Raw genomic sequence first — 11,706 nt, 5'->3', positions numbered from 1 at the left:
TCCGCGTGCTACACTTCGGCCCGCAGAGTCGGCCAGACAATCGCCGCCTCCCTTTGGGAGGGGGAGGAAAGTCCGGACTCCACAGGGCAGGGTGATGGCTAACGGCCATCCGTCGTGAGACGCGGAACAGGGCAACAGAGAACAGACCGCCGATGGCCCCTGGCGCAAGCCAGGCGGATCAGGTAAGGGTGAAACGGTGCGGTAAGAGCGCACCGCGGCGTGCGGCAACGCACACGGCACGGTAACCTCCACCCGGAGCAATTCCAAATAGGCAGGTGAGCGGCATTCGCCTCGTGCGGGTGCCGGCAACGGGGCCCCCGGGAGCCTGCGGGTAGGAAGCTTGAGCGGCGTAGTGATGCGTCGCCTAGAGGAATGATTGTCAGGCGCGGCGCGAGTCGCGTTCACAGAATCCGGCTTATCGGCCGGCTCTGCATCCCAACAAAACACAAAAGGCTCCCGGTGGGAGCCTTTTGTGTTTCTATCGCCAGTGCGTACGAATCTTAGCCTTCGACAATCTCGACGCTGTGTGTCAGCTCGGCGGTCTTGGCGAGCATGATCGACGCCGAGCAGTACTTGTCGTGGGAGAGCGTCACGGCCCGCTCCACGGTGGCAGGGTTCAGGTTACGGCCCGTGACGGTGAAGTGGAAGTGAATCTTGGTGAAGACTTTCGGGTCTTCGCTTGCGCGTTCGGCCTTGAGCGTGACGCTGCAGTCCTTCACTTCGGCACGGCTCTTCTTGAGAATCAGCACCACATCGTAGGCGGTGCAGCCGCCGGTGCCGACCAGCAGCATTTCCATCGGGCGCGGTGCCTGATTGTGGCCGCCGCCTTCCGGCGCGCCATCCATCGCGACGATGTGGCCGCTACCCGTCTGAGCGACGAAGGCCATACCCTCCTGGCCCATCCAACTCACCTTGCATTCCATATTTCGAAACCCCGATATCCCGTTCAAGCGAAAATTGTAGCGGCTTCCGCAAACCCGCGTACGACGCCGCCCGCAAACCCTGAAAGCCATCCCTTCCGGCCTTGGTTGCTGCGTCGCAATATTGGCGCTTTTTTGATCGGGTTTTCAGAGGGATAAACCCTAAATTCAAATGTCGGGTGTGACTGGTCGGGGTGCGGTGTGCGATTTTTATTGGTAACTTATTGATTTTTCAGATTATGTTCTGAGGTGCTCAATCCCTCGGAAATTTCATATTATGGTATCTAATTTCGTACTATAAATTTTCTTGCATCGCACAATTCGATTTGCTAGACTGCAGTCATTGGTTGTTGTGCTTCACAGCAATCCTGCAAGTGTCTCCTCCACCCTCCTCCTTTGGTGGATTTAACCCGGACCCATGAGGTTCGGGTTTTTTTTTGTGCGCCGGAAACGCGGTTTACCTGCTGCGCTTTACCGGTGGGTGGTTTTTTCTGTATAATCAACGACTTTTCCGGAAATGCCCACGGAAAAAGCATCAGGGAGAGCCTGCAAGCACAGGACTGCGCCATGCGACCAAATCGCAAGGACGCGGCCGGCAGACAAGCAGGAAGTTGGTGTTAATGGGGCAAATGCATTTTATTTGGATCGATCATGAAGACGTTTTCCGCTAAGCCGGCAGAGGTGACGCGCGAATGGTTTGTGATTGACGCGACGGACAAAGTCCTCGGCCGTGTCGCCAGCGAAGTGGCACGCCGTCTGCGCGGCAAACACAAACCGGAATTCACGCCGCACGTTGACACGGGTGATTACATCATCATCGTCAATGCTGCCAAGCTGAAAGTTACGGGCGCAAAGCAAACCGACAAGAAGTACTACCGCCACACGGGTTACCCGGGCGGTATCTACGAAACCACGTTTGGCAAGATGCAAGAGCGTTTCCCGGGCCGCGCGCTCGAGAAAGCCGTGAAGGGCATGCTGCCGAAGGGTCCGCTGGGCTACGCGATGATCAAGAAGCTGAAGGTTTACGCCGACGGTAATCATCCGCACGAAGCGCAGCAACCGAAGTCGCTCGAGATCTAAGGGCCAGCCATGTTCAAAAACGATTGGAATTACGGCACCGGCCGTCGCAAGAGCGCTGTTGCTCGTGTGTTCATCAAGGCTGGCAAGGGCGACATCGTCGTCAATGGCAAGCCGATCAAAGAGTACTTCGCTCGTGAAACGTCGCTGATGATCGTTCGTCAGCCGCTCGAGCTGACCAACCACGCTGAAACGTTCGACATCAAGGTCAACGTTTCGGGCGGCGGTGAAACGGGTCAGGCCGGTGCGGTTCGTCACGGTATCACCCGCGCACTGATCGACTACGACGCGACGCTCAAGCCGACGCTGTCGACCGCAGGCTTCGTCACTCGCGACGCCCGTGAAGTCGAACGTAAGAAGGTTGGTCTGCACAAGGCCCGCCGTCGCAAGCAATTCTCGAAGCGTTAATCGCCCGGGTGTTTGTGGGCATCTGCCTCTGGCAGGTGCAGAGAAAGGCCGCCTCGCGCGGCCTTTTTTCTTTTTTCGCCGTGTTCTGTCCGCGTGTAAAAGAGAGGCGTCCGTTGGGGCACCGTCTCACGCGTGTCGTGGAAGCTTGATAGAATCGCATTTCCGATTGAGAGGGGGTAGGGCATGGTCAAGGTAGGTATCGTAGGCGGCACCGGCTATACCGGTGTGGAACTGCTCCGTTTGCTGGCGCAGCACCCGGAAGCGCAGTTGACGGCGATCACTTCGCGTAAGGAAGCGGGCACGCCGGTCGCCGATATGTATCCGAACCTGCGAGGCCGTGTCGACCTGGCGTTTTGCACGCCTGACGACGCCCGTCTGACCGATTGCGACGTGGTGTTCTTCGCTACGCCGCACGGGGTTGCCATGGCGCAGGCGCGCGAGCTGCTTGCTGCCGGTGTGCGCGTGATCGATCTGGCGGCAGACTTCCGGCTGAAGGACATCGCCACGTTCGAGAAGTGGTACGGCATGCCCCATGCCTGCCCGGACATTCTCGAGGAAGCCGTGTACGGCCTGCCCGAGATCAACCGCGAGCGAATCAAGAGCGCCCGCGTGATCGGTCTGCCGGGCTGCTATCCGACGTCCGTGCAACTGGGCTATGCGCCGTTGTTCGCCGGTGGCCGCAAGCTGGTCGATCCGAAGCATCTGATCGCAGACGCCAAGTCGGGTGCGAGCGGTGCCGGCCGGAAGGGCGAGACGTCGCTGATCCTCGCGGAGACGGCCGACAACTTCAAGGCGTATGGCGTGAAGGGCCATCGCCATCACCCGGAAATCAAGCAGGGCCTCGAGGCGATCGCCGGTTACCCGGTGGGGCTGACGTTCGTGCCGCACTTGCTGCCGACGATCCGTGGCATTCACTCGACGCTGTACGCGACGATTTTGCCCGAAGCGCGCGACACCGACTTCCAGGCGCTGTTCGAGACGTACTACGCGGGCGAGCCGTTTGTGGACGTGCTGCCGGCCGGCTCGATGCCGGAAACGCGCTGGGTGCGCGCGTCGAATTATGTCCGTATGGCGGTGCATCGCCCGGGCAATGAAGATACGCTGGTGATCCTCGTGGTCGAGGACAATCTGGTCAAGGGCGCGTCCGGTCAGGGCGTGCAGTGTATGAACCTGATGTTCGGCTTGCCGGAGAACATGGGGCTGACCCATATTCCCGTACTGCCGTAACGGTATTTATCGTCTCTAAGCCATTGATTTTCCGACTATCGGCACAATTTTGGATTAGGGACTAGAATGATACCGAACCGATTTTTGGAGATTTGCGATGAACGCACCGCTTGAGGCTGCCGTCACGGAAATGCCCGCATTCCTGGTCTTTACTGACAGCGCTGCGGACAAGGTCAAGCAACTGATCGACGAAGAAGGCAATGCCGAGCTGAAACTGCGCGTTTTCGTGCAGGGTGGCGGTTGCTCCGGCTTTCAGTATGGTTTCACCTTCGATGAAGATGTCAACGAAGACGATACCGTGCTCGACAAGAACGGCGTGTCGCTGCTGATCGACTCGATGAGCTATCAATACCTCGTCGGCGCCGAGATTGACTACAAGGAAGACATCAACGGCGCACAGTTTGTGATCAAGAACCCGAACGCAACCACGACCTGTGGCTGCGGTTCTTCGTTCTCGGTCTGAGCGACGCCGTTGGTTGTTCCTTTGAGCGCAGCTCGAAGGATCGCCAGGATTCAGGCATTCTGCACCCCTCCGCGAGAGGGGTGTTTTTTTGTGCCGCGAATGACGCGATGGGGTGTCCCGTACGACGCAAAGTCGAAGGGCCATACGTCGATGGTTAAGCGTTATCCAGCGCCTGAATGAGATCTGCCTTGAGGTCGTCAATATGCTCAATGCCGACCGAGTAACGAATCAGATTGGCCGGAATCGGTGCGGTTGCCGGTCGTGTTCCCGACCACATCGTGGCGACATGAATCACAAGTGAATCGACCCCGCCCAAGCTACCGGCATTGAAAGGGATGCGAAGCGCAGAAACGACACGCTTTGCCGCGTCGGAGCCTTCGTGTAATCCAAAGACAAACACGCCGCCAAATCCCTTCATTTGTCGATGCGCCAAATCGAACTGAGGGTGCGTTTCCAGTCCCGGGTAGATAACGCGTTCGATGCGCGGGTGTTGAGAAAGAAATCTTGCCAGCGCCAATGCGTTTGCATTGATTCGTTCCATCCGTATCGGCAGCGTACGTAATCCGCGCAGCAATAGCCACGCATCCATAGGAGACAGCACCGATCCAAGGGTAACGTGTGTACGCCAGATCTGTTCGGCAAGGGAACGGCTTGTGCAAACCACGCCGCCGGTCAGGTCGTGATGTCCGCCGAGATACTTGGTTGCGCTATGGACAATAATGTCGACGCCAAGCGCATGAGGCTGCTGATTTATTGGAGACGCAAACGTATTGTCTGCAACAGTGAGGATGCCGCGCGCACGCGCGATCTTGGCAACACCCTCGATATCCGTCAAATCGAGCAATGGATTGGCGGGAGATTCCAGCAAAATGAGTTTTGTATTCTCCCGAATCGCCGACATAAATGCGGACGGTTCCGTCTGGTCGACCAACGAGACTTCGACTCCTAATCGACTCAGCATTTCATCGAATAGGTTCGTCGTGCTCATGTAATGGTGGGTCTGCGCGATGACGTGATCGCCCGCACTGAGCAGTGCAAGCAGCGTGGTGGCCATTGCGCCCATGCCGGAACTCATCACCAAGGCGGTTTCGGTGCCTTCAAGTGCGGCCATGATCGACTTGACTCTTTCGTGAACCGGGTTGCCATAGCGAGTGTAGTTCCGGGCATGCTGCGGCACGCTCGACATCTCTGCGAATTCTTCGCTATCGGATGCTGCAAAAACCGCAGAGTAATGAATTGCCGGCGCAACGCCTTTTTCGCCCGTAATTTCCCGGTCGCCGATGATCGAGGTGGTTTCGACGCGTGACATATCACGCCTCCGTCGAGGACTCTGCTGCTATTTTTGAGGGGCGGATTTTCGCCAGATAGGCTTTGCCCTCGTTATTGGGCAGTTCTTTGAATCCAGTGATCCATTTTCTGCAATTGGGCGCCCCGCACTGGCACTCGAACTGCCTGAACAGAACATCTTCCGTGGACGCATAGTCCATCGTCAGAAACTCATTCGCCTCAATATCCCGCAGCGCCCAGACTTCCAGACGCTGCATATCAAGACCGACAGATGGCGAGCATGAGTGAAGCAACAGTCCGGAAAAGTAGGGGTCGTACAAGTGGATCGTCTCAGTCACCTGCAATGTATGCAGTCTGCGGCTGTTGGAAATCAGCCCGGTCATTCGACTGACAAGTTCTCCCCGTGAAAACGGTACAAGTGTTCGGACGCCATACCCTTGCCCTTCCGAGTTCAGGGCCACTTCGAATCTGTCATTCGATGTGGAGCGCTCTTCGTCAAGCCATTCGATTGGATAGAGAAATTTCTTTTCTGTCATGGCAAAGGAATGATGAGAGAGATTGGACTTCCTGTACTTCCGGATGATGTCGTGACGACGCCTTAAGCGTTGCATGTTGCGGGTGGAGAACGAGGGAATCCGCTGATTTTTTGGGGTGAATCCTAAATTTGGGATTCTGGAAGACCGGTGAGGGGAGGGGGGGGCACGCGGAATTTGCCGGTCGAAGAGGGCCGCGAAATCACGGCGCCGAGTGCTATCGGCAGCCGGATTCGTGGTGTCAAGCGAGGGGAAGCGGAGCGTAGGCGCGGATCAATGCCGGGCGCCGGACATCGTCATCGGAATATTCCGCGCATGACGCGCGAAGTGCGGCGTGGGAGGGTTGTCGGCAATCCGCTGCGATCGCCATATGGCAGACCGCAAATCGTTTCCCCCGGCGTGCCTGCCTTCAGCGGGGATAGATTGCGCCCAGAATGCGCGGGCCATTCGCGCCGGTCACGGTGGGCAGACTGCCCGGTTGTCGCGCCAGACACCGTTCGGCCAGCCATGCAAAAGCGAGTGCTTCGACTTGATGAGGTGGCACACCGAGCGCCTGCGTCGTCGCAACGGTCACGCCCGGCAGACGGGCCGCGATGGCTTGCATGAGCGCTTGATTGCGAGCGCCCCCGCCGCAGGCATAAAAGCCCTGACAGCCGGGGGCATAGCGAAGCACGTCGTCGGCGACGCACTGGGCGGTGAGGGCGACGAGCGTTGCCTGAACGTCTACGGGCGTGACTCGTGGGAATGCCCCCAACCGTGTGTCGAGCCATTTGGCGTGGAACAAATCGCGTCCGGTGCTCTTGGGGGGCGTTTGGGAGAAATAGGGTTCGCTCAGCAGCGCAGCCAGCAGGGTGTCGTCAACGCTTCCACTCGCCGCCCACGCGCCACCGTCGTCGTAGGTTTTGCCGAGGTGGCGTGCGGCCCAGCCATCGAGTAGCGCGTTGCCGGGGCCGCAATCGAAGCCGCAGACCGGTTTGCCTGACGCGGCTGAAGGCAGAATCGTCACGTTGCTGATGCCGCCAAGATTACAGACGACGCGCGTTTGTCCTGGGTCAGAGAACACCGCCTGATGATAGGCCGGCACGAGCGGCGCACCCTGGCCGCCGGCTGCGACGTCCCGGCTGCGAATGTCCGCGACGACGTCGATGCCGGTCAGTTCGGCGAGCAGCGCGGGAGCATTGAGCTGGCGCGTGTAGCCAACACCGTCGAATTCACCCGGGCGATGGCGGATCGTCTGCCCGTGCGCACCGATGGCGGCGATCGCCGATGCGGGCAGCCCGGCAGTCGCCAGCAATTCACGCACGCAATCCGCATAGACGCGCACCAGGGCGTTTGCCGCTAGCGCTTCGCGGTGCAATTCGTTTTCCGAAGGCGCTTGCAGCACCATCAGTGTCTCGCGCAAATCGCTCGGGAACGGAAGATAGGCTTCTGCGAGCACCCGGCCATCTGCCGACGCTACCAGCACGCCGTCAACGCCGTCGAGGCTCGTGCCGGACATCAGGCCGATGAAATGGGAGGCGGAATCCGGAGAGCCGGAGTGATGAGCGATGTCGGTCATGAGCGTAGCGCGAGCGCGCGGGGAGCCGAAGAAATCAAGTCCGCGCCGGCAGGGCAAGCATGTCGAACACATGTTGCTCGCGCAGCGCGGCTTCCAGCATACCTTAATCGCGCTCGGCGACTTGTACCGTGCGCATCAGATCGATGCGCTTGAGCAGGTTCTCGGCGTACATGTCGAACACCTTCAGGCGGGCGCCTGAGAGCGGTGCGACGGCCGCGACATCCGTCGAGAACGGATTGCGCGGAACGCCGTTGTAGCGCAGTTCGTAATGCAGATGCGGACCTGTCGCCCAGCCTGTCTGACCGACGAAGCCAATGACTTGGCCCTGCGTGACCCGCGTGCCGGCTTTCATGCCCTGACCGAAGCCGGACAAGTGAGCGTAGCGTGTCTGGTAGTTGCCCGCGTGATCGATCATCACCAGATTGCCGTAGCCGCTCTGCGAGCCGACGAACGTGACGACGCCGTCACCCGCCGCGAACACGCGCGTGCCGATGGGGGCTGCCAGATCCACGCCCTCGTGCTTCTTCCACTGGTGCTGGAACGGATGCTCGCGGCCACCGAACGCCGACGAAATTCGCGAAAACTCGACCGGCGTGCGCAGGAATGCCTGCTTCAGGTTGCGGCCGTCAAAGCCGTAGTAAGCGCCCTCGGGCGCCCCCTGCGGCTCGGCGTACCAGATGGCCTGATGCGTCTTGCCCTGATTGATGAACTCGACGGCGAGCACGCGCCCGGTGCGAACCGTACGGTCCTGCTGCTTGACGACTTCGTACACAAGGCGGAAGCGGTCACCGCGGCGCACGTCGCGCTGGAAGTTGATCACGCCGGAGAAGATGTTCACCATCTGCGCGACGACGGCGTCGGGTACGCCCGCATCGTCCATCGCGGTGAAAAAGTTATCCGCAATGGCGCCGGAGCGCATGGCCCATTCGGTGTCGTTCGTGAGCTGTTCCATGCGCGCGCGCAGACGGTCGTCGTCGTTGCGCTCGATCACCAGTTGCTGAGCGCCGGTGCTGCCGGTCGACAGGACGGTGGATAGCGAGACGAGCTTGCCGTCGTCGTCCGTTTCGGCCTGCACGACCTGCCCGGCGGGCACGCCGATCAGGCGCCGGGCGACGGCGTTCTCACGAATGAAGCGTTCTGCGGTGGGGTCCTGGATCGACAGGCGCGAGAGCATATCGCCAAGGGTTTCGCCACGTCGCAGCGCCACCTGATGGATAAAGGTCTGGGATTGCGCGTCGAGCTGCTGGATCTGTTTGGCCAGGTCGGGGAAGGTGAGCGGTAAAGTCACGCTCGCGCCGTTGCGCGCCGCTTCGGGCACCATGGGCGCCACGCCGAAAGCGGTCACCATTCCCAACGTCAGGGCCGAACCGACCGTTGCCACGATTTGCACCTTTCTGCGACGGTGCTTCGGCTGCGTGGGATCGATCAGGGTCAGCAGTTCACGCGCAAAAAAATCACGGAGTTTTGGCCACATCACGTAAAATTCTGCGCAACTTACGAAAAAAGCCCGGGCGGAGCGACATGCTTCGAGATTGCCTGCCGGAATTCCGGGGCAACCCGGCGTCGCTTCGGCCCGAGCCGAGAATTGAGCGGCGATTATAGCAGACCCGCCGCTGCCTCCGCCTTTACTGGCTGGCTAAGGGAAACCCTGAACCAGTCTGGACAATGATGTTATGACAAGTGAACACGCACTCACCTCGGAAAAGAAGTACCCCGTGACCGACGCCACGCGGGCCGCTCTGGCGATCGCCAAGCGCGGTTGCGACGAGCTTCTCGTGGAAGATGAGTTCCTGCAGAAGCTGGCGCGCAGCGAAGCCACCGGCAAGCCGCTGCGCATCAAGCTGGGGCTCGACCCGACGGCACCCGACATCCACATCGGTCATACCGTGGTGCTCAACAAGATGCGTCAGTTGCAGGATCTGGGGCACACGGTCATTTTCCTGATCGGCGATTTCACCTCGCTGATCGGCGACCCGTCGGGCCGCAACAGCACGCGCCCGCCGCTCACCCGCGAGCAGATCGAGTCGAACGCCAAGACCTATTTCGAGCAGGCCGCACTCGTACTCGACCGCAACAAGACTGAAATCCGCTACAACAGCGAATGGTCGATGAAGCTGGGTGCCGACGGCATGATCAAGCTCGCGTCGCGCTACACCATGGCGCGCATGCTAGAGCGTGAGGATTTCACGCGGCGCTTCCAGAGCGGCGTGCCCATCGCCATCCACGAATTTCTCTACCCGCTCATGCAGGGCTACGACTCGGTGGCACTGGAGTCGGATCTGGAGTTGGGCGGCACGGACCAGAAGTTCAACCTGCTCGTGGGCCGCGAACTGCAAAAGCAGTACGGTCAGGAGCCGCAGTGCATTCTGACGATGCCGCTGCTCGAAGGGCTGGACGGTGTCGAGAAGATGTCGAAGTCCAAGGGCAACTACGTGGGCATCAGCGAGAAGCCGAGCGAAATGTTCGGCAAGCTCATGAGCATCTCGGACGATCTGATGTGGCGCTACTACGAGTTGCTCTCGTTCCGTTCGCTCGAAGAGATTGCCCAACTGCGCAAGGACGTCGAAGGCGGGCGCAATCCACGCGACGTGAAGGTGCTGCTCGCGCAGGAGATCGTGGCGCGTTTCCACTCGCAGGCCGACGCCGAGCACGCACTCGAGGATTTCAACGCTCGCGCCAGGGGCGGCGTGCCTGACGATATTCCGGAAGTCTCGCTCGACGGTGCGCCGCTGGGCATCGCACAATTGCTCAAGCAGGCGGGGCTGGTGCCGTCGACGTCGGAAGCCAACCGCAACATCGAGCAGGGCGGCGTGCGCATCGACGGCGAGGCAGTGTCCGACAAGGGCGTGAAGATCGACGCCGGCACCTACGTCGTGCAAGTCGGCAAGCGCCGCTTCGCGCGCGTGACGCTCGCCTGAGCGTCGTCGGCTCGGTGTTCCCGCTGCCGTACATGAGATATCGCTCGCGATGATCGCGCTCATCCAACGTGTGCTCGAAGCCTCGGTAACGGTCGATGGCCGCACGGTCGGTGCCATCGGCCCGGGCCTGCTCGCGTTGGTTTGCGCCGAACGCGGTGACACCGAGGCGAGTGCTGACAAGTTGCTGGCGAAACTGCTCGGCTATCGCGTGTTCCCGGACGAGGCGGGCAAGATGAACCGCAGCGTGTCGAGTCTCGACGGAAACGGGGCGGCGGGTGGTTTGCTGCTCGTCTCGCAGTTCACGCTGGCCGCCGACACCAACAGCGGCACCCGCCCGAGTTTCACCCCGGCGGCGAGTCCGGCCGACGGCAAGCGGCTCTTCGATCATTTCGTGACGCAGGCGCGCGTGCGCCATCCCATCGTGGAAACGGGCGAGTTCGGCGCATACATGCGTGTCTCGCTCGTGAACGACGGGCCGGTCACGTTCTGGCTTCAGACGCGTCCCGACGCCGTTTGAGTCTTGCGGTGGCATGGCGCCGCCCATGCCTCCGGTCTTATCCCGAAAATCGCTCGGAATCGTCCTGATGTGCAGGACCTATTGCACGCGATTCGCATCGGTGTGATACCGTCGTTGGGTTCCGAAATATCAATGCTTGGGAGAATCTGATGAAAGTCTGGAGTGACTCGTTCGCCGACAATGCGGCGATGGATGCACAGTTCGCCTTCGGCAAACCGGATGCGCAGTCGCATGTCGCGCTGTCGCAGAACAAGAATCCCCATCTGACCTGGTCCGACGTGCCCGCCGGTACGCGTTCGTTTGTCGTGATCTGCACCGACAGCGACGTGCCGAGTCAGGGCGACGACGTCAACAAGGAAGGCCGCGAAGTGCCGGCAGATCTGCCGCGCGCCAACTTCTATCACTGGGTACTCGTCGACGTGCCGGCATCGGTCTCCGAGATCCCGGCGGCAAGCCACAGCAATCACGTCACGCCGCGCGGCAAGTTTGGTCCGGACGCGCTCGACGGCATGCGCCATGGTGTGAACGACTACACGGCATGGTTTGCGGGCGACGAGAGCATGAAGGGCGATTACTACGGCTACGACGGCCCGTGCCCGCCGTGGAACGACACGCTCATGCACCACTACCACTTCACCGTGTATGCGCTGGACATCGCTCGCGTACCGCTCGAAGGCCGCTTCGGCGGCGACGACGTGCTCGCGGCGATCAAGCCGCATGTGCTCGGCAGTGGCACCGTGACCGGCACCTACACGCTCAACCCGAAGGTAGCCTGACGTCGCACCGCCTGCCTCCCGT

The 11,706-nt window shown here is 60.4% G+C and carries 12 protein-coding genes and 1 other RNA gene; 8 read left to right on the top strand and 5 right to left on the bottom strand.

All coding sequences use genetic code 11. The features are described 5' to 3' along the window. Window positions 1–24: 24 nt before the first annotated feature. An RNA gene (rnpB, locus tag C266_RS26410) (RNase P RNA component class A) lies at window positions 25–434 on the top strand. Window positions 435–500: 66 nt separating this feature from the next. On the opposite strand, the gene C266_RS17235 is transcribed toward rnpB, so the two are convergent. After that, entirely contained in the window at window positions 501–923 is a 423-nt protein-coding gene (locus C266_RS17235; protein ID WP_010805090.1) for an OsmC family protein, read from the bottom strand. Between the two features lie 648 nt (window positions 924–1,571). On the opposite strand from C266_RS17235, the gene rplM reads away from it, so the two are divergent. The 4 genes from rplM (at window position 1,572) to erpA (ending at window position 4,095) form a co-directional block, all read left to right on the top strand. Next, entirely contained in the window at window positions 1,572–2,000 is a 429-nt protein-coding gene (gene rplM / locus C266_RS17230) for a 50S ribosomal protein L13 (protein ID WP_010805091.1), read from the top strand. Between the two features lie 9 nt (window positions 2,001–2,009). Then, window positions 2,010–2,405, top strand: coding sequence for a 30S ribosomal protein S9 (rpsI, locus tag C266_RS17225; RefSeq protein WP_010805092.1), 396 nt, complete (start codon window positions 2,010–2,012; stop codon window positions 2,403–2,405). Window positions 2,406–2,588: 183 nt separating this feature from the next. Next, a complete protein-coding gene (argC, locus tag C266_RS17220) occupies window positions 2,589–3,632 on the top strand; it encodes an N-acetyl-gamma-glutamyl-phosphate reductase (RefSeq protein ID WP_010805093.1) in 1,044 nt (347 codons plus the stop codon). 97 nt (window positions 3,633–3,729) lie between these two features. Further along, complete coding sequence (gene erpA, locus C266_RS17215) at window positions 3,730–4,095, top strand: iron-sulfur cluster insertion protein ErpA (protein WP_010805094.1); 366 nt, start codon at window positions 3,730–3,732, stop codon at window positions 4,093–4,095. 154 nt (window positions 4,096–4,249) lie between these two features. On the opposite strand, the gene C266_RS17210 is transcribed toward erpA, so the two are convergent. From C266_RS17210 to C266_RS17195, 4 genes are all read right to left on the bottom strand, one after another. After that, window positions 4,250–5,404, bottom strand: a complete 1,155-nt coding sequence (locus tag C266_RS17210; protein WP_010805095.1) for a PLP-dependent aspartate aminotransferase family protein — start codon at window positions 5,402–5,404, stop codon at window positions 4,250–4,252. Window position 5,405: 1 nt separating this feature from the next. Further along, a complete protein-coding gene (locus C266_RS17205; protein ID WP_036663415.1) occupies window positions 5,406–5,918 on the bottom strand; it encodes an SET domain containing protein in 513 nt (170 codons plus the stop codon). 406 nt (window positions 5,919–6,324) lie between these two features. After that, window positions 6,325–7,473 carry an anhydro-N-acetylmuramic acid kinase gene (locus C266_RS17200; protein WP_010805097.1) on the bottom strand — a complete coding sequence of 383 codons (1,149 nt, stop codon included), beginning with the start codon at window positions 7,471–7,473 and terminating at the stop codon, window positions 6,325–6,327. Between the two features lie 103 nt (window positions 7,474–7,576). Continuing rightward, window positions 7,577–8,947 (bottom strand): M23 family metallopeptidase, encoded by a 1,371-nt coding sequence (locus C266_RS17195; RefSeq protein WP_010805098.1) that lies wholly within the window; start codon window positions 8,945–8,947, stop codon window positions 7,577–7,579. Window positions 8,948–9,146: 199 nt separating this feature from the next. On the opposite strand from C266_RS17195, the gene tyrS reads away from it, so the two are divergent. The 3 genes from tyrS to C266_RS17180 all read left to right on the top strand — a co-directional run bounded on the left by tyrS (window position 9,147) and on the right by C266_RS17180 (window position 11,684). Next, on the top strand, window positions 9,147–10,391 hold the full coding sequence (gene tyrS / locus C266_RS17190; RefSeq protein WP_010805099.1) for a tyrosine--tRNA ligase: 1,245 nt from the start codon (window positions 9,147–9,149) through the stop codon (window positions 10,389–10,391). A gap of 49 nt (window positions 10,392–10,440) precedes the next feature. Next, entirely contained in the window at window positions 10,441–10,908 is a 468-nt protein-coding gene (gene dtd / locus C266_RS17185) for a D-aminoacyl-tRNA deacylase (RefSeq protein WP_010805100.1), read from the top strand. 149 nt (window positions 10,909–11,057) lie between these two features. After that, entirely contained in the window at window positions 11,058–11,684 is a 627-nt protein-coding gene (locus C266_RS17180) for a YbhB/YbcL family Raf kinase inhibitor-like protein (RefSeq protein WP_010805101.1), read from the top strand. The last annotated feature ends 22 nt before the right edge of the window (window positions 11,685–11,706 follow it).

The organism is Pandoraea sp. SD6-2, from assembly GCF_000389825.1.
Taxonomy (GTDB): Bacteria; Pseudomonadota; Gammaproteobacteria; order Burkholderiales; family Burkholderiaceae; genus Pandoraea; species Pandoraea communis.
Note: the sequence above shows the minus strand (reverse complement) of the source record. Positions and strands in the feature narration are given on the sequence as shown.

Excerpts from the sequence above, each read along its gene's own strand:
- C266_RS17235 (WP_010805090.1), bottom strand. The coding sequence starts at position 923 with ATGGAATGCAAGGTGAGTTGGATGGGCCAGGAGGGTATGGCCTTCGTC.
- rplM (WP_010805091.1), top strand. The coding sequence starts at position 1,572 with ATGAAGACGTTTTCCGCTAAGCCGGCAGAGGTGACGCGCGAATGGTTT.
- rpsI (WP_010805092.1), top strand. The coding sequence starts at position 2,010 with ATGTTCAAAAACGATTGGAATTACGGCACCGGCCGTCGCAAGAGCGCT.
- argC (WP_010805093.1), top strand. The coding sequence starts at position 2,589 with ATGGTCAAGGTAGGTATCGTAGGCGGCACCGGCTATACCGGTGTGGAA.
- erpA (WP_010805094.1), top strand. The coding sequence starts at position 3,730 with ATGAACGCACCGCTTGAGGCTGCCGTCACGGAAATGCCCGCATTCCTG.
- C266_RS17210 (WP_010805095.1), bottom strand. The coding sequence starts at position 5,404 with ATGTCACGCGTCGAAACCACCTCGATCATCGGCGACCGGGAAATTACG.
- C266_RS17205 (WP_036663415.1), bottom strand. The coding sequence starts at position 5,918 with ATGACAGAAAAGAAATTTCTCTATCCAATCGAATGGCTTGACGAAGAG.
- C266_RS17200 (WP_010805097.1), bottom strand. The coding sequence starts at position 7,473 with ATGACCGACATCGCTCATCACTCCGGCTCTCCGGATTCCGCCTCCCAT.
- C266_RS17195 (WP_010805098.1), bottom strand. The coding sequence starts at position 8,947 with ATGTGGCCAAAACTCCGTGATTTTTTTGCGCGTGAACTGCTGACCCTG.
- tyrS (WP_010805099.1), top strand. The coding sequence starts at position 9,147 with ATGACAAGTGAACACGCACTCACCTCGGAAAAGAAGTACCCCGTGACC.
- dtd (WP_010805100.1), top strand. The coding sequence starts at position 10,441 with ATGATCGCGCTCATCCAACGTGTGCTCGAAGCCTCGGTAACGGTCGAT.
- C266_RS17180 (WP_010805101.1), top strand. The coding sequence starts at position 11,058 with ATGAAAGTCTGGAGTGACTCGTTCGCCGACAATGCGGCGATGGATGCA.